The sequence below is a fragment of the Pseudomonas sp. D3-10 genome (assembly GCF_051132175.1).
Lineage (GTDB): Bacteria > Pseudomonadota > Gammaproteobacteria > Pseudomonadales > Pseudomonadaceae > Aquipseudomonas.
In genome coordinates, this window is record NZ_CP071668.1 from 79,174 (window position 1) to 101,320 (window position 22,147).

The following is a 22,147-nucleotide window of genomic DNA, read 5'->3' on the forward strand; positions in this document are numbered from 1 at the left end:
GGCTGTGCGGTGGCAGTCATGGCCTCATCGCGAGCAAGCTCGCTCCCACAAAGGCTCGCTGTCGTTCACAAATATTGTGATCGACCGAGATCCACTGTGGGAGCGAGCCTGCTCGCGAAAGCTATCTAACAGCCAACTGATCAACCCCTGACACACCGATAAGGACGCCCCCATGCTCGACTCCCTGGAAAAAATGCTCGCCAAGGGCATGGACAGCGCCCTCCTGCGCTTCGGCCTCGGCAAAGGCTACTTAGACCTAGGCGAATTCCCCCGCGCCGCCGAACACCTCCAACGCTGCGTTGAATTCGACCCGAAGTACTCCGCAGCCTGGAAACTACTGGGCAAGGCCCACCAAGGCCAAGGCGACGCCGCCGCAGCGCGCCAAGCCTGGGAACAAGGCCTGGAAGCCGCCCGAGCCCATGGCGACAAACAGGCTGAAAAAGAAATGACCGTGTTCCTCAAGAAGCTGGATCGCCAGCCCTGAATCCACACAAAACTGCTTTTGTGGCGAGGGAGCTTGCTCCCGCTTGACCGGGCTGGCGCTCCAGTGCGCAGCACTCACCAAAAAGCCCACCGCATTCTCAATACCAGCCCATCAAGCAGCCAACACGATCTGTCTGGCTGCTTACTGATAGGCTTTCACCGCTTCAGCATCGGCCCCCAACGCACCCTCTCGATACTGATCACCAAGACCTGACCGGAGACATACATGTCCGAAATTACTCAATTGGTCATTGCCTTGGTGTTGTCCTTTCTGCTTGATCGATTCCTCAAACCTTATCTGCTACGCAAGTGGCTGGGCGTGGCGTTGATGGCTGCGGGTGTGGTTGGCTGCTTTGTGGCAGGTCAGACCCGCGTGTTGGGGTTTGATCTGGGGTTGCTGTCGGTTTTTGCCGTGGTGATAGGGATGGGGTTGTTCATGAAGCGGCGGCGGTTTGAGGAGGTTGGCTGAGGGGGGATGACGGATGGATTAATATCAGGTAATAAATCCGTTCCCTTAAGTGGTCCCTGTGTATGCGCATTGCAGTGTTGGCCCTGGTCCTCACGCTGTTCGGCTGCGCTAGCGCGTCGGACCCGCCGAGGGGCGAGGGTGGCGGTTGGCGGTCCTTCTATGTGGTGAATCATGGCCTGCATACTGGGTTGGTGATTGCGCGCTCCGATCTGCTTCAAGTGCTTCCCGCACTGGTCGAAGCATTCAGCGAAGGCGACTTCGTTGAGTTCGGCTGGGGTGACGAGGATTTCTACCGAGCCCCACAAGCCACCTTGAGCCTCGCCCTGGGAGCCTTGTTCGGGTCGACGGCAACCGTGCTGCATGCGGTCAAGATTGACGGGGACCCGAGGCGGCGTTTCACCGCAAGCGAGGTCATCGAGGTGCGGGTGACGGAGGACGGCTACCGACGACTGCTCGCGTTCGTGGCCGGGACCTTCACCCGCTCAGCGACGGGCACCTTGGTGGTGCTCGGGCCTGGCCTGTATGGAGAGAGCCGGTTCTACCAGGCCGAGGGTCACTATTCGCTGTTTTATACCTGCAATACCTGGGTCGCAGAGGCGCTGGCCGCGAGCAACTGCCCAATGTCGCCCGTAGCGGTGATTACGGCGGGGAACGTCATGTCGCAGTTGCGCCGAGCGACAGCGGTCGGCGCTTTTTGCGGGCTCGCCCCCACAGTGGGCGGCGTTGGGCTCGGTGTTCGGTTCGACACATCCCCCCTCGCGTGGAAGTGAGAGCAAATTTCCCCTTCCTGGTAGCCAGTCCCTGTGGCGATTAAGGCGCTTGATGCCGACAGAACCTCTTCCGGATCTTTATAGCAACATGCCCGTTGGTATGGATAATCTATCTGCGAATCATTAGCATTAGCGGCATTGACCGTTTCCCCGCAGGTACTCACTCATGCTATTTCCATCTCGCCTTACGTTGCTCGCTGCGTGCTGCTCAGTCAGTTTTCTTGCCCAGGCGGCAGCGCCTATTGAATTGGGCGTGACCGACGTTACTGCCGATGCGATTAAAACCAATTCCAACACGTTATCGGCGCCCTATGCGGGGGGGCAGGTGGCGAGGGGAGGCCAGATGGGGGTGCTGGGCAATCAGGACAACATGGATGTCCCGTTCGTGATGACCAGTTACACCTCGCAGTTGATTGAAGATCAGCAAGCGGAAGACGTGGGTGATGTGCTGCTCAATGATCCGTCGGTGCGTCAGTCCTATGGGTTTGGTAACCAATCCCAGGTGTTCGTGATTCGAGGCCTGCCGCTTGCTAGCGACGACATTTCCTACAACGGGCTGTACGGTGTTTTACCGCGCCAAATTCTGTCGACGGATGCGATTGAGCGCGTCGAGGTGTTCAAGGGGCCCAACGCGTTCATCAACGGCGTCAGCCCGACGGGTTCGGGTCTTGGGGGCGGTGTCAATTTGCAGCCCAAGCGCGCGGAGGATGTCCCGACTCGTCGCTATACGCAGGACATCAGCACCGATGGCCGCATGGGCGAGCATTTGGATATCGGGCAGCGGTTCGGCGAGGACAATCGGTTTGGCGCCAGGTTGAACCTGAGCCAGCGCGAAGGTGAAACAGCGATCGACAACCAGGATCAGCGCACAAAGTTGTTCGTTGCTGGCTTGGACTATCGAGGTGATGACTTCCGCGTTTCCACCGATTTCGGCTACCAGAAACAGCGTATCAATGGACTGCGTAACTCTGTGAACATCGGCAACGCCACGCGCATTCCCACGGCTCCGGATGCGAGTCACAATTATGGACAGGACTGGACTTACTCCGAAACCGAAGACACCTTCGGCATGGTTCGTGGCGATTGGGACTTGAACGAAAACTGGACCGCCTACCTGGCTGGCGGTGTAAAGCACACCCGAGAAACTGGGGTATACGCCACACCGACGCTGGTCGGCAATAACGGTGTCGCGACGATCGGTGGCTCAGAAATTCCACACAACGAAGACAACACATCGTTCAGTGGCGGGCTGAACGGGCGCTTCAACACGGGACCTGTTTCCCACCAGGTTGCGATCGGCGGCTCAACGATCTGGACCGAGCAGGAAAACGCCTACACCTTCTATCGTCCCGTTACCGGCAACAGCAATCTCTACGACACCCCAACGCTACCCAAGCCGACCGCGGTGTCCAGCACCGGCGGTGAAATGGGCGATCCCGGGGTGACCGGCAAAACCCGCAACCGTAGCCTAGCGATTTCCGACACGTTGGGCTTGTTCGATGACAAATTGCTGGTCACTTATGGTGTCCGTCGTCAGCAGTTGCGTGTCGAAAACTATAAGTACGATGGCACCACCTCAAACGGTGTAGCCAATCCAGCAAACGATGGCAGTCGTAGCACGCCCTACGATGAAGCCGTTACCACGCCTGTCTACGGCATTGTCTACAAGCCTGTGGAGAGCGTGTCGCTCTACGCCAACCGAATCGAAGGCCTTGCTAAAGGGCCAGTGGCGTCCGGTTCAGGCATCACCAACCTGGGCCAAGCCTTTCCCCCGGGCCGCACAAAACAGTTGGAAGCGGGCATCAAGCTGGACATGCAAACCTTCGGTGCCAACGTGGGTGTTTTCCGTATCGAGAAACCTTCCGATGGCTACGTCGACAACGCGCAGAACCTCTATGTGCGTGACGGTGAGCAGGTCAATAAAGGGTTGGAGATCAGCGTATTCGGTGAGCCCATCGAAGGTCTCCGGTTGATGGCCGGCGGCACCCGAATGACGTCCGAACTCAAAAACACTGCGGGCGGTTTCAACGATGGCAACCACGCCATTGGCGTGCCAACGTTCCAGCTCAATGCCAGCGTGGATTGGGATGTCCCAGGCATTGAAGGCGCCGCGCTCAGCGCCAGAATGTTGCGCACTGGCGGGCAGTACGCTGATCAGGCTAATAATCTGAGCTTGCCTACCTGGAACCGTTTCGATGCTGGCGCACGTTATAAGATGAAATTCGTAGAGAAAGACCTGACGTTGCGCGTCAATGTGGAAAACATTGCCGACAAGAACTACTGGGCCTCGGCGAACGGCGGCTATCTTTCGCAGGGTGATCCGCGGTTGGTGAAGTTTTCGGGGACTATTGATTTCTGATCAGAAGCGGAACGTGGAGCGTCCCTGGCGACATCCATGGGAGCAAAGCTTGCTCGGATAGTGGAGACCAGCCAAACCTGTATCGACAGACCTGCCCCAATCGCGAGCAAGCTTTGCTCCCACAGATTTCGGCATTTCTTCAGGTAAACCGCATCGTCTGGTTTTGCGACTGCTGCGCCCGAGACGTCGGACCGGCCGAGCGGGAGCAAGCTCCCTCGCCACGGGCGGTGTCTGGGCTGGCGTCATCGCGAGCAGGCTCGCTCCCACAGGGGATTGAGGCTGTTGCAGATACTCTGTTCACCGCCGCCCGGTGTGGGAGCGAGCTTGCTCGCGAGGAGGGTGCCACATTCAATATTGATGCAAGCTGACCCGCCGCTTTCGCGAGCAAGCCCGCTCCCACAGTACGTGGCGTTGGGCTGGATGTTCGGATCGACACTAACCCCTGTGGCGAGGGAGCTTGCTCCCGCTGGCCTGCGCAGCAGGCCCCTGCATTTCCTCAGGCAAACCGCATCGTTCGGTTTTGCGGTCGCTGCGCAACCGAGCGGGAGCAAGCTCCCTCGCCACGGGGAGATGCATTATCAGGAAGCAAGTGGCCTCGCCTTGGCTTCATTTGCGCTTGAGCATCTCAGGCAACTGCGCCACCAATTTCTGATTATTCAACGGCGCCCGAATAAACCCGCGTTGCTTGCCGTCCGGTCCAATCACGGCAAGGTTGCCGCTGTGATCGACGGTGTAGTTGGGTTTGCTGGTGTCCGCCGGGATGAACGGGATGCTCACCGCATTCGCCAGTTTCTGCAGGTCTTCCACCGAGGCGGCGGTGAGGCCTTTGAACTGCGGGTCGAAGTAGCCCAGGTATTGCTTGAGTTGCTTAGGGGTGTCGCGGTTCGGGTCGACGCTTACCAATACGACCTGCAACTTGGCCACAGCCTCGGGCGGCAGTTCGCTTTTGATCTGGCGCAGTTGGGCGAGGGTGGTTGGGCAGATGTCCGGGCAGAAGGTGTAGCCGAAGAACAGCAGGCTCCACTTGTCTTTCAGTCCATCCATCGCCACGGGCTGGCCGTCCTGGTCGGTCATTTTCACGTCCGGCAGGTTGCGGCTTTGCGGCAGCAGGATGATGCCGGCGTCGATCAATGCGGTCGGGTCGCCCTGGCCTTTGCCGGACAGCACCTTGTTGATGGTCAGGCCGAGGATCAGTGCGATCACGGCCGCGAGGATGAAGACGGTTTTCTGGGTTCGAGTCATAGGCTCAACAGTAAGTAGTGATCAACGAGCAGGGCGATGAACAGCAGGAACAAGTACCAGATAGAGTACTTGAACGTATTGATCGCCGCGTGCGGCCGACTGCCACGGTACAACACCACGGCCCATTGCAGAAACCGGGCACCCAGCACTAGCGCACAAACCAGGTAGATCAACCCGCTCATCTGGATCACGAATGGCATCAGGCTCACCGCCAGCAGCACCAAGGTGTACAGCAGGATATGGATCTTGGTGTAGTGCTCGCCGTGGGTCACCGGCAGCATCGGAATGTCGGCCTTGGCGTATTCCTCCTTGCGATGAATCGCCAGGGCCCAGAAGTGCGGTGGTGTCCAGGCGAAGATGATCAACACCAGCAACAGCGGTTCGGCGCTGACGTGTCCGGTGGCCGCCACCCAGCCCAGCAGCGGCGGAGCGGCGCCGGCGAGGCCGCCGATGACGATGTTCTGCGGCGTTGCCCGCTTGAGGAAGCCGGTGTAGATCACGGCGTAACCGAGGAGCGAGGCGAGGGTCAGCCAGGCGGTCAGTGGGTTGGTAAAGATCAGCAACATGGCTTGCCCGGCGACGGCCAGTGCCAGGGCGAAAGTCAGTGCAGCGGCGGGCGAGACCCGCCCTTCGGCCAGCGGCCGCTTATGGGTGCGGGCCATCACCGCGTCGATACGCCGATCCACCACGTGGTTCACCGCGGCCGCGCCACCTGCGCACAGCGCGATGCCCAGGTTGCCGAATACAAGGACCGTCCACGGCACTCCGGCGCGGGTCGCGAGAAACATGCCGACCAGCGAGGTGATCAGCATCAATACCACCACTTTGGGCTTGGTCAGCTCCAGGTAATCGCGCCAGATCGCCTGGCTGTGGCGTTCACCGGTCAAGGTTGCCATGGCATCTCTCCTTTAATCGTAATGGGGGCGACGCCGTGTTCGGGCGGATTGAAGCGCCAGCGCAGCGGGGCGTGGTGCCGTACCCGGACCAGGCTGGTGCGGGCGTGATAATTGACCAGCACCAGGGTCAGCAGCAGGGCGGCGCCCCCGGCGTTGTGGGCCACGGCCACCGGCAGCGGCAGATGAAACACGACGTTGCTTATACCTAATGTAATTTGCGCGACCAGCGCGGTGAGGACCAGCCCCGCCAGTCGGGTCATGCCCACCGTCTTCAGTTGCCAAGCCAGCCCAAGCAGCACAACAGTCACCAGTAACGCGCCGATGCGATGGGTCACATGGATGGCGGTACGGGCGTCGCTGTCCAGTTGCCCGCCCAGGTAGTTCGGGCCGATGTGCTGGGTCAGGTGAAAGCCGTTGGCGAAATCGGCGGGCGGCATCCATTCACCATGGCAGGTGGGGAAGTCGATGCAGGCCACCGCGGCGTAGTTGGAACTGACCCAGCCGCCCAAGGCGATCTGGCCGATCACCAGCAGCAGCCCGGCCGTGGCCCAATGTTGCAGGCGCTTGGGCACGGTCAGCGCCGGCAACACGCCGGACAATCTCAGGGTAAGCAGAAACAACAGGCTCAACGTCGCGAACCCGCCCAGCAGATGACCGGTGACCACTTGCGGCCAGAGCTTCAACGTCACGGTCCACATGCCGAACGCCGCTTGCGCGAACACAACGGCGAGGAGAAACAGTGGCAATTTCAATGGCAAGCCAGGGTGACGACGGTTCGTCCAGGCCCGGGCGGCCAGCGCGGCAATCATCAGCGCCAAGGCACCGGCGAAATACCGGTGGACCATCTCGTTCCAGCCTTTATGGGCCTCAACCGGGGCGTCGGGGAAATGCAATTCGGCATGGGCCAGTTGGGCTTCGCCCTTGGGTACGCTGATGAATCCGTAGCAACCCGGCCAGTCGGGGCAACCGAGGCCGGCGTGAGTCAGGCGGGTGTAGGCGCCTAACAGTACGACAATCAATGCCAGCAACGTGGCGAACAGCGCGAGGCGAAATCCAGGCTTGGCCATGTCGATGTCCTCATCCGATGTTCGACAGTTTCAGCAGGTGCCGCAGGTCGTTGAGCAAATCCTTGCCCTTGACCCGGGCGTCGTAGCGCAGCACTAGGTTGCTGTGGGGATCGATGATCCACAGCTGGGCGCCGCCGGAACCCTGGGCGCCTTTCTGATAGGCAGGCAGATCCAGCGGGTAGCGTTGCAGCTGGGGATATTCGCGCTGCAGCTGGGCGTCGTACTCGCTGTCCAGTGGTTGCGCGATGGCCAGGGCATGGCTGGCGCGGCCGGCTTCGCGGCCCAGGCCGATCTGCACTTGCCGGGCCAGGTAGACCAGCTGGCGGCAGTCCACCGAGCACTCTTGAGGGGCCGTCACCAGGATCTGCCAGCGCTGCTCGTCGGCCTGCACGCCGATGTCGGCGCGGGACTGGCCGTTGCCGATCAACTCGCCGTGGTAGCTGCGGCTGTCGGGGACCCAGAACTGGAATTTGTACATGCCGGTGGCGAGGATCATCGGGCCGATCACGCCCAGCACAATCAACAGCAATTGCACGCGGCCCTTGCGGCGGCTGCGTGCATCGGGCGCTTCAGACGTGTTGGTTGGATTCATGGTGCTTCCCATGGTGTCTCCCTGCGTTGTGCCATCCGAGATAGAGGAAAAGGCCGAACAGCGCCGCCGCCATGGCGAACCACTGCACGGCATAGCCGAGGTGTTTTTCCGGACCCATGGCAACCACCGGCCAATCGGTCTGGTAGGCGCCGGGGCCGCTTTGTTGTCTTAGTTCGTAAGCGAAGCCGCCACGGTCCAGTTCTGCCCAGAGTTTCTGCGGTTCGATGGTGGTGACCAGCCGCGGCCACGGTGCGCTTGCCGGGTCGGCGTGAAGTTGGAACGTGGCGCCGGGTGCGACGTAGACCCAGGCTTGAAGGTCGACAGTCTGTTCAGGTGTGCTGAAGACTGGCGGGGTGCGGCGATCCGGCCAGGGCAGCCAGCCACGATTGACCAGCAGCCAAAGCCCGCTGGCGTGATCGAGGAACGGCTGCAGCAGTTCGACGCCCACCTTGCCGTCGTGCTGGCGGTTGTCCAGGAGCAGGCTGTGCTCGGCGTCGAATTGGCCACGCAGGCTGACCGGTCGAAAGGCCGGATCCGTCGTATCCGAAAGCTCGACGCTGTCCATCGGCTTGGCCACGCGGCGCTCGGCATAAGTGTCCATGAGCACACGTTTCTGTTCGCCCCGGCTCATTTGCCAGAACCCCAGGCACACCATCACCGGCACCAGCACGGCCACCACGAGTGACGGCACGATGCCCGGCCGGAAGCCTTTCATGGCGCCGCCCTAAGGCTAATGAACGGGATAGCTATACTCACGTGCATCGCGTCCCCCCGGAGTGTTTCCAATGCTCAAAGCAGCCATCGCCCTGATGCTGATCGCCACGGTTGCCAGCCTGTTCAGCGGCTTGTTTTTTCTGGTCAAGGACCAAAGCGATTCCAATCGCCTGGTCATCGCCCTGGCAATTCGCGTGGCCTTGGCCGCTGTGACCGTCGGCTTGATTGCCTGGGGCTTTTTCAGCGGCCAGTTGGTGTCGCATGCTCCTTGGTAAAGAGTCGCCCTGATAATGGCTGCCTCAGAGTATGTAGACGAAGAAGAACAAGCCGATCCACACCACATCGACGAAGTGCCAGTACCAGCTCGCGGCCTCGAAGCCGAACTGATGCTCGTTGTCGAAGTGCCCCCGCATGATGCGCATCAGCATCACGAACAGGATGATCGTGCCGATGGTGACGTGGGCGCCGTGGAAACCGGTGAGCATGAAGAACGTCGCGCCGTAGATCCCCGAGCCCAACGTCAGGCCCAGCTCTTTATAGGCGTGGATGTATTCCTCGGCCTGGAAGCCCAGGAACGCGCAACCCAGCAGCACGGTGATCGCCAGCCACACCTTCAATGCGCCGCGATGGCCTTTTTTCAGGGCGTGGTGGGCGATGGTCACGGTGACGCTGGAACTGACCAGCAGGATGGTATTGAGCAGCGGCAAGCCCCAAGGGCTGATCACGTCCTTGGGCGGTGGGAAGAGTTTGGGATCCGGGTTGTTCAACAACGGCCAGACATATTCGAAGTTCGGCCACAGCATCTCCGACAAACCCTTGCTGCCTTCACCGGCCAGGCCGGGCGCCGACACCACCCGGACATAAAACAGCGCGCCGAAGAACGCGACGAAGAACATCACTTCGGAAAAGATGAACCAGCTCATGCCCCAGCGAAACGAGCGATCGAGCTGCGCGCTGTACAGCCCGGCGCGGCTTTCCTTGATGACGGCGCCAAACCAGCCGAACAACATGTAGGCCACCAACAGGCCGCCGACGAAAAAGATCAGCGGGCCGTTGGAGTCCGGGCGTGCCGCCTTCAGGTCGTTGAACCAGGTCGCCAGCCCATACACCGTGACGAACATCCCGACCGTGGCGATGATCGGCCATTTGCTCTGGGCCGGAACGTAATAGTGCTCATGAGTTGCCATTTATTGTTCTCCTTATCGGGCACGCTATCGGTCAGTGTTTAGAGCCACCGGAGGATGACGAGCAGTGATATCGAACAGCGTGTAGGACAGCGTCAGATGCTTCACTTCCTTGGGCATGTCCCGGTCGACGATGAAGCGCATGGGCATCTCGATGCGTTCGCCGGGTTGCAGCACTTGCTGGGTAAAACAAAAACATTCGGTCTTGTGGAAATACGCCGCCGCCGTGCTCGGCGAGATGCTCGGAACTGCCTGGGCGCTCATCGGCCGGTCGGTGGGATTGTGGGCGACGAACACCATTTCGTTCACTGCCCCCGGCTTGACCACCAATTGATCGCCCTTGGGGTAGAAATCCCAGACCATGTCCACCGCGTTGGTCGACAGGAACTGCACCCGCACTTGCCGTGATTCATCCACCGTCTGCACGCCTTCGTACTGCCCACCGGTCTTGCCGTTGATGCCGAACGCCTTGCACATCACGTCGTAGATCGGCACCAGGGCAAACCCGAAGATGAACATGGCCACCACTACCAGCAGCAGGCGGGTGACCAGTTTCTTCAGCGAGATTGAATCAGCCATGGTTCCCGCTCCTCCCCGAGAACCCTGTGGGAGCGAGCCTGCTCGCGATGGCGGCGACTCGGTGTGTCATACACACCGCTATCGCGAGCAGGCTCGCTCCCACACAAGGCCCCGGTGTCATCTATTTCACTTCCGGCGGCGTAGTAAACGTGTGATAGGGCGCCGGCGACGGCACGCTCCACTCCAGCCCTTCGGCGCCATCCCACGGCTTGGCCGGGGCTGGCTCGCCGCCGCGGATGGTCTTGATCACGATGAACAGGAAGAAGATCTGCGTGGTGCCGAACATGAACGCGCCGATGGACGAAACCATGTTGAAGTCGGCGAACTGCAGGTTGTAATCGGGAATCCGCCGGGGCATGCCCGCCAGGCCCACGAAGTGCATCGGGAAGAACGCCATGTTCATGCCGATGAACGAGAGCCAGAAGTGCAGCTTGCCGAGGGTTTCGTCGTACATGTGGCCGGTCCATTTCGGCAGCCAGTAGTACGCCGAGGCGAAAATCCCGAAGATCGCGCCGGGCACCAGCACGTAGTGGAAATGCGCGACCACAAAGTAGGTGTCTTGGTACTGGAAGTCCGCCGGGGCGATGGCGAGCATGAGCCCGGAGAAGCCGCCGATGGAAAACAGGATCACGAACGCCACGGCGAACAGCATCGGCGTCTCGAAGGTCAGCGAGCCCTGCCACATGGTGCTGGCCCAGTTGAACACCTTCACCCCGGTGGGCACGGCGATCAGCAGGGTCGCGTACATGAAGAACAACTCGCCCACCAGCGGGATGCCGACCACGAACATGTGGTGCGCCCAGACGATGAACGACAGGAACGCAATGGCGGCCGTGGCGTAGACCATCGAGGTGTAGCCGAACAATGGCTTGCGCGAGAACGCCGGGATGATCGAGCTGACGGCACCGAAGGCCGGCAGGATCATGATGTATACCTCGGGGTGGCCGAAGAACCAGAACACATGCTGGAACAGCACCGGGTCACCGCCGCCGGCGGCACTGAAGAAGCTGGTGCCGAAGTGGATGTCCATCAGCATCATCGTCACGCAGCCGGCCAGCACCGGCATGACCGCGATCAGCAAAAACGCGGTGATCAGCCAGGTCCAGACGAACAGCGGCATTTTCATCAGGGTCATGCCGGGGGCGCGCAGGTTGAGGATAGTGGCGACCACATTGATCGCGCCCATGATCGAGCTGATGCCCATCAGGTGGATGGCGAAGATGAAAAACGTCACGCTTTCCGGCGCATAGGTGGTGGACAGCGGCGCATAGAATGTCCAGCCGAAATTCGGCCCACCCCCCGGTGTGAACAGCGTCGAGACCAGCATCAGGAACGCCGCCGGCAACAGCCAGAAACTGAAGTTGTTCATGCGTGGCAGGGCCATGTCCGGCGCGCCGATCATCAGCGGCACCATCCAGTTGGCAAGGCCGACGAAGGCCGGCATCACCGCGCCGAAGACCATCACCAGGCCATGCATGGTGGTCATCTGGTTGAAGAACTCCGGCTGTACGATCTGCAAACCGGGCTGGAACAGCTCGGCGCGGATCACCATGGCGAACGAGCCGCCCAACAGGAACATGGAGAACGCGAACCACAGGTACAGCGTACCGATGTCCTTGTGGTTGGTGGTCAGCACCCAGCGCATCAGGCCCTTGGCGGGGCCGTGGGCGTGGTCGGCATGACCGTGGTCATCGATCACAGCACTCATGTCCTTTCTCCTTCGAACCAATGGGCTGGACGGCGCGGGGCAACGCGCCCCGACCGGTTGCGGGAACAGACGTCAGGCCGGCTCATTGGCTTTCTGCCTGTTTGAGTTCCAGCACTTCTTTAGGCGTGACCATGTCGCCCTTGTTGTTGCCCCAGGCGTTGCGTTCATAGGTCACGACCGCCGCGATATCGACTTCCGACAACTGTTTGCCGAACGCCGCCATGGAGGTGCCGGGCTTGCCATGGAAGACGATGTTCAAGTGATCCTTGATTGGCCCGGTGGCGATTTTCGAGCCCTTGAGCGCCGGGAACATCGGCGGCAAGCCCTGGCCTTCGGCCTGGTGACATGCCACGCATGTGGTGTGGTAGACCTTGTCGCCACGCTCGACGAGTTCTTCGCGCGTCCACTCCTTGCTGGTCAACTCTTTAAGCTGCGCGGCTTCGGCCTTGCGTTCGCCCAGCCATTTCTCGTAGTCGGGTTTGGTCTTGACCTCTACCACGATCGGCATGAAGCCATGGTCCTTGCCACACAGCTCGGCGCATTGGCCACGATAGATGCCGGGCTTGTCGACGCGGGTCCAGGCTTCGTTGACGAACCCTGGAATAGCGTCGCGCTTGACCGCGAAGGCCGGCACCCACCAGGAGTGGATCACGTCGGCGGAGGTCACCAGAAAGCGCACCTTGGCATCGACCGGCAGCACCAGCGGCTTGTCGACTTCCAGCAGGTAGTGCTCGCCCTTGGCGCTCTGGTTGTTGATCTGTTCGGCGGGGGTCGCCAGGTTGCTGAAGAACTCGACGTCCTGGCCCAGGTATTTGTAGTGCCACTTCCATTGATAGCCGGTGACCTGGATGTCGATCTCCGACTCGCTGGAGTCGTACATCTTGATCAGCGTGGCTGTGGCGGGGATCGCCATCAGCACCAGGATCAGGAAGGGCACGATGGTCCAGAGGATTTCGACGCGGGTGTTTTCGTGGAAGTGCGCGGCATTCTGGCCGGTTGAGCGGCGGTGCATCATCATCGACCAGAACATGGCGCCGAAGACGATGATGCCGATGACCACACAGATCCAGAAAATGGTCATGTGAAGGTCGAACACTGCATTGCTGATCTGTGTCGCTCCAGGCGCCATATTCACAGTCCAGGCCGCTTGCGCCTGACTGAAAATCGACCACAACAGGAGGCCCATCCATACGTGTGGATGTCGCGTCATTGCGGGTTCCCCTTATCGTTCTTGTTATCCCGTAGGCGTAACGCCTGCGGCAAGGGATCGGCTTTTCAGACTGCTTAATTGACTCGCCGCGCCTTGCTGCACATGCAATCGGGTGTCATCAGCTAACTCCATTCCAACCCGAGTATAGACAGCACCTGCAACCTCGCAACGCGACGGCGTAAATCGTTTGAAACAGCCGGGGCTTGCGCTAGAGCCCATGAATGGAGAAGGATGCGTACTGAGTGATGGCAAACCGATATAACGACGACGTATCAGGGAAGGGGCGGTTATGAAAAATAGGTCTTAGGAGTCAATGCGCGCCAGCTAAGTTATGTCATTCCTATTTCATTGCCTGTTGTTTTCCTGGAGTTGTCATGAACACCGCCGCATTGCGCGAGCAGATCCAAAAAGCCCTGCAACATGAGGCCGAGACCGGCCTGTTGAGCCGTCAGTTGACGGCGCAGTTACCAACGCTGCACCCCGCCATTCAGTTGCCGGATGCGAACGCCAATGACGTCCTGGCGAGATTTGTCGCCGCCTACATCAACGAAGTGCCTGACCTGCTGGATGCAGCCAATGTCGTTGCCAGGGAGGCGGGTATCGAGTCGCAAATCAAACCCGTACTGAAAATTGCCGAGCAGTACTTTCTCCAGCCACCGACCATCACGGCCGGGCATGTCGGGCTCAACAGCCTGCTCGACGAAGCCTATCTGGCGCACCGGTTCGTCGAAGAGGTGAACGACCTCTACATCAAGCATTTCGGCCAGCCGCTGATTCCGTTGGACATGACGGTCGCCAACCTGATCGCCCACCAATTGATCGGTGAGGCGTTTGCCAACCAGCTCGATGAAGTGGTGCATCACACGTTCGATGAGATGCTCAACGACGAGACGTTTGCGTTGGAGTCGGTGGAAGCCTATCGCGAGAAGCTCAGCAGCCCGGAGACCGGCGCGGCCTGGAAGCGCTGGCCGTGCATGTCCCGTCGCTTGGGCGTGGGCCTGGAGCTGGATCAGCCGGCGGCTTGATCTATCGGGGACGCATAACTCCCCTGTCGGAGCGAGCTTGCTCGCGATTGCATTGGGTCAGCCACAGTGTAGTGGACTGACACGCCGCCATCGCGAGCAAGCTCGCTCCCACATTGAGTTTGTGGTCTTCAAGAATTATCTGCCCTACACCCAGCTCCTTTGGGAGTGAGCTGTCAGGCAGAGGCTGCGCCAACCCCCACCGTCGTGCGCAACCGCCCTTCCAACCGGCGCTTGAGCCCGCGGGATTCAATCAGCAGCTTCGAACCCTTGCTGGCGTTCGCCCGGCCCCATTCTTCGAGCAACTCCAGGCACGAGTGATCGATGTAGCTCAGATTATTGAGCGGCACATGCACCGTCGCGCCTTCGGGAATGGTACCCATTACCTGGGTCAAGGCCGGAACCTTGAGGAAGGTTGCCGCACCCACCAATCGCAGTTCCATCTCGCCTTCCTGCGGCAGGTCGATCAGGCTGATTTTCAGGCGCGAAGCTTTCCAGGCCAGCTTCACCAGGGTCAGGCCGAAACCGACCAGTACACCGGTCAACAGGTCGGTGAAGATGATCGCCAGTGCCGTCGCGGCATAGGTGAACATGGGCATCCGCCCATAACGACCGAGGCTGCGGAACGCCTTGATGTCCACCAGCTTGAAACCGGTATAGACCAGCACACCCGCCAGGCTCGCCACCGGAATGCTTTGCAGCACGCTCGACAGCAACAGCACGAACAGCAGCAACCACAAGCCGTGGAAAATCGTCGACATCCGCGTGGTCGCGCCGGCCTGGACATTGGCCGAGCTGCGCACGATCACGCCGGTCATGGGCAAGGCGCCGAGCAGGCCGCAGAGCATGTTGCCGATACCTTGCGCCGACAATTCCCGGTCGAAATCCGCCCGTTCGCCGCTGTGCATGCGGTCCACGGCGGCCGCCGACAGCAGGGTTTCGGCGCTGGCGATGAAGGCGACCGCGAAGGCCGCGATCAGCAGCGTTGGATCGGCCAGGTTCAGCAGATCCGCCGGGCGCAGCCAGTCGATGGCTTCGGCCATGTTTTCCGGGACTTCTACGCGCTTGACCTGCAACGCCAGCAGCAGGCTCGCGACGGTTGCCAGGCCGACGCCCAGCAGCGCGCCAGGAATGAAGCGCAGGCTATGGGGCCGGAACTTTTCCCATAGCCACATCACCGCGATCGTCGAAAGGCCCAGCAAGCCGGCCTGCCAGCCGAACGACGGCAAGGCCTGGGCGACTGCCGCAGGGAATGCCGCCAGGTTGTCCAGGCCGGAAGGCTTGGGCGCTGCGTCGAGCATCACATGGACCTGGGACAACACGATCAGCACGCCGATACCGGCGAGCATGCCGTACACCACCGCAGGCGCGGTGACCCGGAACCAGCACCCGAGGCGAAAGCGTCCGGCCAACAGTTGCAGAAGGCCGGCCAACAACAGGATCGGCCCGAGCATGGCCACGCCGTGCTGGCGCACCAGTTCGAAAACCAACACCGCCAACCCGGCGGCCGGACCGCTGACTTGCAGCTTGGAGCCCGCCAGAAAACCCACCACCAAACCACCGATGATCCCGGTAATCAGGCCCTTGGCCGGTGGCAGGCCTGATGCGATGGCAATGCCCATGCACAATGGCAGCGCCACGAGGAATACAACCACCGAAGCCAACAGCTCCCGTGGCAGAACAGCTTTTAATTGAGCAGCACGCATGGCGACTCTCCCGAAGTTTCTTCAGGCATGGCGAGGCCCTACCGCCTAAATAGCGGTAAGGCTGAACCATACAAGGATGATTAGGAGTGGTTTTAGAAGCGCGCTTTGGGCGTCGCCACCGGTATCGGATGGCTGCCATCGAGCGGCAGGAAACAGCCCCGGTCCGCGTCAAAGGCTTTGATCTCGCTGGTCTCGATGTTGTACACCCAGCCATGGATGAACAACTGGCCGCTGGCCATGCGAGAAGCCACCGAGGGGTGCGTTCGCAAATGCTGCAACTGCGCGATCACGTTCTCTTCGGTGAGGACGGGCATGGTCTGCTTCTCGTCACCGCACGGGCAGTTGTCATGGACCATGGTCTTGGCGACTTCGGCGTGGCGCAGCCAGGCCTTGACCGTCGGCATTTTTTCCAAGGTATCGGGGTTGAGCACGGCACGCATGGCGCCGCAATCGGAGTGGCCGCAGACGATGATGTGCTGCACGCCGAGGGCGAGCACGGCGTATTCGATGGCGGTGGAAACACCGCCGTTCATCTGGCCGTAAGGCGGAACGACGTTGCCGACGTTACGGGTCACGAACAGGTCGCCAGGAGAGCTATGGGTGATCAACTCGGGCACGATGCGCGAATCGGCGCAGGTGATGAACATCGCCCGGGGCTTCTGGGCGGTGGCGAGTTTCTTGAAGAGCTCTTCCTGCTGGGGAAAGATCTCGTGATGGAAATGCAAAAAGCCGTCAACAATGTGCTGCAGCGCTGCATCGGCGGTTTCCGCCTGGGGTTGGGCTGAAGCCGACGCAGCCAACGGCTGTTTATCCTTGTCACTCATGATTCATCCTCTTTGAGACGCCAGTGGCTGGTTAAAAAACATCCAGGTCGAAAGGCTCGACCCGTCAGTCACTCGATGAACAAGGTAGCGGCCGAAACTTAACTCAAACTGAATGGAAGGCTCTAGAACGCATATTACGAGGCGTAAACAAAGCGCCAGGGATGTTTGCGCCGCGCCATCTCCAAAGATCAATTTAAAGCGAACTGTATTTAAATCAATGACATCTGTCGCCCCGGCGGACAGAAGGCATCGCAATCAAGATCGTAACCGTCGCGCCGATCCATTCCCAACCGCTTAATCGTTTTAGCGAAACGCTGCGCCAGCAGATCGGCAAACGGGCCTTCGCCGCGCATCCGTACGCCAAACCGGCTGTCGTACAGCTCACCGCCGCGACTCTGGCGCACCAGGCTCAACACATGGGCGGCGCGCTGCGGGTAGTGCGCCTGCAACCACTCCTCGAACAGCGGCGCCACTTCCAGTGGCAGGCGCAACATGACATAGGCGGCGGTCTGCGCGCCGGCGGCATGGGCTTCGGCCAGCAGGCTTTCGATCTCGCTGTCGTTGATCATCGGAATCATTGGCGCACACAGCACCCCCACCTTGATACCCGCCTCGCGCATGACCCTTATGGCCCGAAGCCGTGCGCTGGGCGCGGCCGCGCGGGGTTCGAGAATGCGCTTGAGCTCATCGTCCAGCGTGGTGAGGCTGATCATCACGTGTACGAGGCGTTGCTGGGCCAGTTCGGTCAACAGGTCCAGGTCCCGCAGGATCAACGAGCCTTTGGTGACGATGGTCACCGGGTGCCGATGACGCAACAACACCTCAAGAATCCTCCGGGTAATGCGTTGCTCGCGTTCGATCGGCTGGTACGGGTCGGTGTTGGAACCCAGGGCGATCGGCGCGCACTGGTAGCCGCGCCGGGCCAATTGTTGCTCCAGCACGTCGGCGGCGTTGGTCTTGGCGATCAGCTTCGTTTCGAAATCGAGCCCGGGCGACATGTCCCAGTAGGCATGGCTGGGCCTGGCATAACAATAGATGCAACCGTGTTCGCAGCCTCGGTAGGGGTTGATCGAGCGATCGAAAGGGATGTCGGTGGAAGTGTTGCGGGTGATGATGGTCTTGGCGGTTTCGATGCGTACTTCGGTGCCCTGGGTCGGCGGTACTTCCTGGTACCAGCCATCATCCTCGGCCACCGAACGGCTTGGGGCGAAACGGTTATGCGGATTGGTGGCGGTGCCGCGGCCACGGGGCGGAAGAGGGACGGACATGGGCAATACTCCGAAAGCTGTATGTGCATACAGTATTCGTTGATTGCCATTGCGGCCAGTGCCATTGGGCGGGTTCTATGGATAAGCGAGTCGCCTCAGCGCAACCCATAGTCCAGCACAATCCCCACGAAAATCGCCAACCCGGCCCAATGGTTGTGCAAGAACGCCTTGAAGCAGCGCATCCGATCCTTGCTGCGGGTGTACCAGAACTCCCAGGCGAAACACGCGGCAGCGGCCACCAACCCCAGGTGAAACCAGCCACCGAGCTTGAATGTCGACCCGGCCAGCAACAGGCAGGCCAGGGCCAGGCCTTGCAGCGTGAGGATGATCACCCGGTCGGCATCGCCGAACAGGATCGCCGTGGATTTCACGCCTATTTTCAAATCATCGTCCCGGTCGGTCATGGCGTAATAGGTGTCGTAGCCCACCGTCCACAGCAGGTTGGCGATGTACAGCAACCAGGCGGCCGCCGGCAGATGGCCGGTTTCGGCGGTGAAGGCCATCGGCATGCCCCACGAAAACGCCGCGCCCAGCACCACTTGGGGGTAATAGGTATAGCGCTTCATGAACGGGTAGCTGAAGGCCAAAGCCAACCCGCCCAAGGACAACAGAATCGTCGGCGCATTGGTGCACAGCACCAGCAGGAAGCTCACGCTCATCAGCACCGCGAAGAACACCAGCGCTTCCCTGGAGCTGATCTTGCCGCTCACCAATGGACGCTGTTCGGTGCGCTTGACGTGGCCGTCCACCTTGCGGTCGGCCCAGTCGTTGATCACGCAGCCGCCGGCACGGGTCAGTACCACGCCGAGAATAAAAATCACGATGTTGGCCAGGGATGGCGAACCCTCACCGGCGATCCACAGCGCCCACAACGTCGGCCACAGCAGCAGATAAATACCGATGGGCTTGTCCATGCGCGTCAGTTGCACGAAGTCCCAGGCCCGCGGATTGAGGCGGTTCAAGGATTTGAGCAGTTGCACGTACATCAGCAATTCTCCGAATAGGCGCGAGCGACTGTCCACAGGCTCGGCAGAAACACCTCCGCCACCAGTACGCTCAACGTGCCGCGATCAAAACGTGAACGACGGCCCCACAACGCGGTGGCGCGAACCTCTGCCGGCAACCATTCGCTCGGGTAGTGGCAGACCTCGATCGCCCGACGCTGGAACGCCTGGTCACAAAACAGCAGCTCGCCCAACGAGCGGCTGCCCAGTTCGTCCATCTGCAAGCCGTCGCCCTGCAACGCGCTGCGCGCCGCCACGCTGCGGGCAAACACCCAAGGCTGGCCGTGGCCGCGCAGGTACACCTCGCGCACCCAGCCCTCGCTGCCCTCGGCCAGGTCCAGCGCGGCACACTCATCGGCGCGCAACGGCTGCCAGCCTTCGAACAGCGGCGTCACGCTGAAGTGATCGTCCGACAGGCCGGTCAGGCGCCGGGTCAGGGAGCCTTCGTCAAACAGCCAGTCCATGACGCACGCATCCGGGCGGGGCGACAGCAGGTGTTGGGGCAGCCATTGGAGTGTAGGAAATATCGAATTTGTAGGCGGCACAGGGGTCTTGAATGGCAGCAAATGAGGCCGCGAGCTTACCATGCCGGTCGGCGATTTTGGCCGAGCCAACCCGCCGTCCCGCCGATGCCGCTTGCATCTGTCGCGACCGATCAGTACAAAACGGCCCTGAGCCGGAAAATACCGGCCAAGCCTGACATCTTGAGGAAGTATTGGAATGAAGAAGTGGCAATGTATTGTCTGTGGCCTGATCTACAACGAAGCTGACGGTTGGCCTGACGATGGCATCGCGCCCGGCACTCGCTGGGAAGACGTACCGCAAGACTGGCTGTGCCCGGACTGCGGCGTCGGCAAAATGGATTTCGAAATGATCGAAATCAACTGATCGTTTCACCAAACGGAGAGCAACATGAGCGCACCTGTCGTTATCGTCGGCACTGGCCTGGCCGGTTACAACCTGGCCCGGGAATTTCGCAAGCTCGACAGCGAAACCCCGTTGCTGCTGATAACCGCGGACGACGGCCGCTCCTACTCCAAGCCGATGCTCTCCACGGGCTTCGGCAAGAACAAAGACGCCGATGGCCTGAGCATGGCCGAGCCAGGCGCGATGGCCGAGCAACTGAATGCCGAGGTACGCACCCACACGCGCATCAGCGGCATCGACCCGGGCCACAAGCGCCTGTGGATCGGCGAAGAAGCAGTGAGCTATCGCGATTTGGTTCTGGCCTGGGGCGCTGAAACCGTGCGCGTGCCGGTGCAAGGCGACGCGGCGGACCTGATCTTCCCCATCAACGACCTGGAAGACTACGCCCGCTTTCGCGCCGCCGCCGCTGGCAAGCGCCGGGTGCTGCTGCTAGGCGCCGGCCTGATCGGCTGCGAATTTGCCAACGACCTGATTCTGGGTGGCTATGAAGTAGAACTGGTCGCCCCATGCGAGCAAGTCATGCCGACGCTGCTGCACCCGGCGGCCGCCGCAGCGGTACAGGCCGGGTTGGAAAGCCTTGGCGCGCGGTTCCACCTCGGCCCGGTGCTCAATCGCCTGCAACGGGTGGCCGACGGTTTGGAAGCGCACCTATCGGACGGCCAAGTGATCGCCTGCGACCTGGTGGTCTCGGCCATCGGTCTGCGCCCGCGCATCGACCTGGCGGCCGCCGCCGGCCTGGTGGTCAATCGCGGCGTCGTGGTGGATCGTCATCTGAAGACTTCCCACGCCAATATCTACGCCTTGGGCGACTGCGCCGAAGTCGATGGCTTGAACCTGCTCTACGTGATGCCGCTGATGAGTTGCGCGCGCGCCCTGGCCCAAACCCTGGCCGGCAACCCCACCGCCGTAGGCTACGGCGCCATGCCGATCACGGTGAAAACCCCGGTGTGCCCATTGGTGGTTTCGCCGCCACCACGGGGTAGCGAAGGCGTGTGGAGCGTCGAAGGGCAAGGCGCCGACATCAAGGCCCTGTGCCGCGACGCCCAAGGCAATCTGCTGGGCTACGCCCTGACCGGTGCGGCGGTGATGGAAAAACTGGCGTTGAACAAGCAGCTTCCAGCCCTGCTGGCGTAAATACTGGCCGTTCTGTCACAAATAACCTGCTTTTGAGGGCACAAACCCCCGCCGGCCACTGGCGCCGGTTGCGGCCCCGTGCCATCCTCACTCCCGTCTGCCGCAGAGTAGAGCCTGCGGCGCCTTAGGGGGTGTTCCGAAGAGAACAGCCCGGACATAACAACAAAAAAACCGTCAAAGGGGCTTCATTCATGCGTAAACCAGAACTCGCTGCCGCCATCGCGGAAAAAGCAGACCTCACCAAAGAACAAGCCAACCGCGTCCTCAACGCCGTCCTCGAAGAAATCACCGGCGCCCTGCACCGCAAGGACAGCGTCACCCTGGTCGGCTTCGGCACCTTCCTGCAACGCCACCGCGGCGCCCGCACCGGCAAGAACCCACAAACCGGCGAGCCAGTGAAGATCAAGGCCAGCAACACCGTTGCGTTCAAGCCGGGCAAGTCCTTGAAGGACAGCGTTAACCCGTAATCGCGGCGAGTACCTCTGACGAGGGAAGGAAGCGGCAACAAAAAGGCATACCGATGGTGATCGGTATGCCTTTTTTGTGCCTGAGTAAACCGTGGCGCAGCGGTTAGCGCGGATCGACGTTGTTCAACACTCGGTTCGCCAGTAACGAACTCAGCTCGATCAGTTGCTGAATGCCTAGGAGAAAGTGGCGGTACGCGCCATCCAAGTCGACGGCCAGCGTGCTGACCATCGCGTCAGCGGAGGCCAGGGTTTCGCTGAGGTTGGCCAGCAGGCATTCGTTGCCCATGTCTTTTACGACGGTGAACAGCTGGCCAGGTTGAGGGGGTTCTTCGGGCTTTCCCGGTTTGGGCGCCAGGTAATAATCCAGCGTGTGCTTGGCGGCTTCGTCGTGTTTCTTGGCGTTGGGGCCGTCGAGGTACGGAGAGTTGGGATCTGCTTCTGGAGGATTCGGAGTTATTTTGAACATCGTTACGCTACCTCTGATTTAGTAGGCCGCAACCGTCTCGCTACTAAACGAAAGGA

General features: G+C 60.8%; 24 protein-coding genes. 9 read left to right on the forward strand and 15 right to left on the reverse strand.

Features of this window, described 5'->3' with window-relative positions; translation table 11 throughout:
- The first annotated feature begins 172 nt into the window (after positions 1-172).
- The 4 genes from J3P90_RS00355 (at position 173) to J3P90_RS00370 (ending at position 4,081) form a co-directional block, all read left to right on the forward strand.
- Positions 173-484, forward strand: a complete 312-nt coding sequence (locus J3P90_RS00355; RefSeq protein WP_434608617.1) for a tetratricopeptide repeat protein — start codon at positions 173-175, stop codon at positions 482-484.
- 225 nt (positions 485-709) lie between these two features.
- Positions 710-952, forward strand: coding sequence for a hypothetical protein (locus J3P90_RS00360; protein ID WP_434608615.1), 243 nt, complete (start codon positions 710-712; stop codon positions 950-952).
- A gap of 62 nt (positions 953-1,014) precedes the next feature.
- Positions 1,015-1,722 (forward strand): DUF2459 domain-containing protein, encoded by a 708-nt coding sequence (locus J3P90_RS00365; protein WP_434608613.1) that lies wholly within the window; start codon positions 1,015-1,017, stop codon positions 1,720-1,722.
- 166 nt (positions 1,723-1,888) lie between these two features.
- Positions 1,889-4,081, forward strand: a complete 2,193-nt coding sequence (locus tag J3P90_RS00370) for a TonB-dependent receptor (protein WP_434675636.1) — start codon at positions 1,889-1,891, stop codon at positions 4,079-4,081.
- A gap of 606 nt (positions 4,082-4,687) precedes the next feature.
- On the opposite strand, the gene J3P90_RS00375 is transcribed toward J3P90_RS00370, so the two are convergent.
- The 5 genes from J3P90_RS00375 to J3P90_RS00395 are packed head-to-tail and all read right to left on the reverse strand — an operon-like array spanning position 4,688 to position 8,593.
- The gene (locus tag J3P90_RS00375) at positions 4,688-5,323 is read right to left on the reverse strand and encodes an SCO family protein (protein WP_434675637.1); all 636 of its coding nucleotides are present in this window, start codon (positions 5,321-5,323) and stop codon (positions 4,688-4,690) included.
- Complete coding sequence (gene cyoE, locus J3P90_RS00380) at positions 5,320-6,219, reverse strand: heme o synthase (RefSeq protein WP_420765987.1); 900 nt, start codon at positions 6,217-6,219, stop codon at positions 5,320-5,322. The genes J3P90_RS00375 and cyoE overlap by 4 nt, the downstream gene beginning before the upstream one ends.
- Positions 6,207-7,286: a COX15/CtaA family protein gene (locus J3P90_RS00385; RefSeq protein WP_434561402.1), complete on the reverse strand. Its 1,080-nt coding sequence runs from the start codon at positions 7,284-7,286 to the stop codon at positions 6,207-6,209. The genes cyoE and J3P90_RS00385 overlap by 13 nt, the downstream gene beginning before the upstream one ends.
- 10 nt (positions 7,287-7,296) lie before the next feature.
- Complete coding sequence (locus J3P90_RS00390; RefSeq protein ID WP_434675638.1) at positions 7,297-7,890, reverse strand: hypothetical protein; 594 nt, start codon at positions 7,888-7,890, stop codon at positions 7,297-7,299.
- On the reverse strand, positions 7,856-8,593 hold the full coding sequence (locus J3P90_RS00395; protein WP_434675639.1) for an SURF1 family protein: 738 nt from the start codon (positions 8,591-8,593) through the stop codon (positions 7,856-7,858). Before J3P90_RS00395 ends, J3P90_RS00390 begins: the two co-directional genes overlap by 35 nt.
- A gap of 70 nt (positions 8,594-8,663) precedes the next feature.
- On the opposite strand from J3P90_RS00395, the gene J3P90_RS00400 reads away from it, so the two are divergent.
- Complete coding sequence (locus tag J3P90_RS00400) at positions 8,664-8,867, forward strand: twin transmembrane helix small protein (RefSeq protein WP_420765983.1); 204 nt, start codon at positions 8,664-8,666, stop codon at positions 8,865-8,867.
- 24 nt (positions 8,868-8,891) lie between these two features.
- Here J3P90_RS00400 and J3P90_RS00405 read toward each other — a convergent pair whose 3' ends face one another.
- The 4 genes from J3P90_RS00405 to coxB all read right to left on the reverse strand — a co-directional run bounded on the left by J3P90_RS00405 (position 8,892) and on the right by coxB (position 13,273).
- Positions 8,892-9,779, reverse strand: a complete 888-nt coding sequence (locus tag J3P90_RS00405; RefSeq protein WP_420765982.1) for a cytochrome c oxidase subunit 3 — start codon at positions 9,777-9,779, stop codon at positions 8,892-8,894.
- Between the two features lie 24 nt (positions 9,780-9,803).
- Entirely contained in the window at positions 9,804-10,355 is a 552-nt protein-coding gene (locus tag J3P90_RS00410) for a cytochrome c oxidase assembly protein (protein ID WP_420765981.1), read from the reverse strand.
- A gap of 121 nt (positions 10,356-10,476) precedes the next feature.
- The gene (gene ctaD / locus J3P90_RS00415; RefSeq protein ID WP_420765980.1) at positions 10,477-12,063 is read right to left on the reverse strand and encodes a cytochrome c oxidase subunit I; all 1,587 of its coding nucleotides are present in this window, start codon (positions 12,061-12,063) and stop codon (positions 10,477-10,479) included.
- Positions 12,064-12,145: 82 nt separating this feature from the next.
- Entirely contained in the window at positions 12,146-13,273 is a 1,128-nt protein-coding gene (gene coxB, locus J3P90_RS00420; protein WP_434675640.1) for a cytochrome c oxidase subunit II, read from the reverse strand.
- Between the two features lie 374 nt (positions 13,274-13,647).
- On the opposite strand from coxB, the gene J3P90_RS00425 reads away from it, so the two are divergent.
- Positions 13,648-14,298 (forward strand): hypothetical protein, encoded by a 651-nt coding sequence (locus J3P90_RS00425; protein ID WP_420765978.1) that lies wholly within the window; start codon positions 13,648-13,650, stop codon positions 14,296-14,298.
- Between the two features lie 173 nt (positions 14,299-14,471).
- On the opposite strand, the gene J3P90_RS00430 is transcribed toward J3P90_RS00425, so the two are convergent.
- The 5 genes from J3P90_RS00430 to J3P90_RS00450 all read right to left on the reverse strand — a co-directional run bounded on the left by J3P90_RS00430 (position 14,472) and on the right by J3P90_RS00450 (position 19,642).
- On the reverse strand, positions 14,472-16,001 hold the full coding sequence (locus J3P90_RS00430; RefSeq protein ID WP_434675641.1) for a SulP family inorganic anion transporter: 1,530 nt from the start codon (positions 15,999-16,001) through the stop codon (positions 14,472-14,474).
- A 92-nt stretch (positions 16,002-16,093) separates the two neighbouring features.
- Positions 16,094-16,825 (reverse strand): carbonic anhydrase, encoded by a 732-nt coding sequence (locus tag J3P90_RS00435; RefSeq protein WP_420765976.1) that lies wholly within the window; start codon positions 16,823-16,825, stop codon positions 16,094-16,096.
- A 209-nt stretch (positions 16,826-17,034) separates the two neighbouring features.
- Positions 17,035-18,093 (reverse strand): PA0069 family radical SAM protein, encoded by a 1,059-nt coding sequence (locus tag J3P90_RS00440; RefSeq protein WP_434561392.1) that lies wholly within the window; start codon positions 18,091-18,093, stop codon positions 17,035-17,037.
- A gap of 95 nt (positions 18,094-18,188) precedes the next feature.
- Positions 18,189-19,079, reverse strand: a complete 891-nt coding sequence (gene ubiA, locus J3P90_RS00445; RefSeq protein WP_434561390.1) for a 4-hydroxybenzoate octaprenyltransferase — start codon at positions 19,077-19,079, stop codon at positions 18,189-18,191.
- A complete protein-coding gene (locus J3P90_RS00450) occupies positions 19,079-19,642 on the reverse strand; it encodes a chorismate--pyruvate lyase family protein (RefSeq protein WP_434675642.1) in 564 nt (187 codons plus the stop codon). Before J3P90_RS00450 ends, ubiA begins: the two co-directional genes overlap by 1 nt.
- 175 nt (positions 19,643-19,817) lie before the next feature.
- Here J3P90_RS00450 and J3P90_RS00455 point away from each other — a divergent pair, with 175 nt between their 5' ends.
- The 3 genes from J3P90_RS00455 to J3P90_RS00465 all read left to right on the forward strand — a co-directional run bounded on the left by J3P90_RS00455 (position 19,818) and on the right by J3P90_RS00465 (position 21,625).
- Complete coding sequence (locus tag J3P90_RS00455) at positions 19,818-19,985, forward strand: rubredoxin (RefSeq protein WP_420765972.1); 168 nt, start codon at positions 19,818-19,820, stop codon at positions 19,983-19,985.
- Between the two features lie 24 nt (positions 19,986-20,009).
- The gene (locus tag J3P90_RS00460) at positions 20,010-21,158 is read left to right on the forward strand and encodes an NAD(P)/FAD-dependent oxidoreductase (protein WP_434561386.1); all 1,149 of its coding nucleotides are present in this window, start codon (positions 20,010-20,012) and stop codon (positions 21,156-21,158) included.
- A 191-nt stretch (positions 21,159-21,349) separates the two neighbouring features.
- Positions 21,350-21,625, forward strand: coding sequence for an HU family DNA-binding protein (locus J3P90_RS00465; protein ID WP_003213368.1), 276 nt, complete (start codon positions 21,350-21,352; stop codon positions 21,623-21,625).
- 103 nt (positions 21,626-21,728) lie between these two features.
- Here the strand turns inward: J3P90_RS00465 and J3P90_RS00470 are convergent, their stop codons facing one another.
- On the reverse strand, positions 21,729-22,091 hold the full coding sequence (locus tag J3P90_RS00470) for a DUF6124 family protein (protein WP_434675643.1): 363 nt from the start codon (positions 22,089-22,091) through the stop codon (positions 21,729-21,731).
- Positions 22,092-22,147 lie beyond the last annotated feature (56 nt).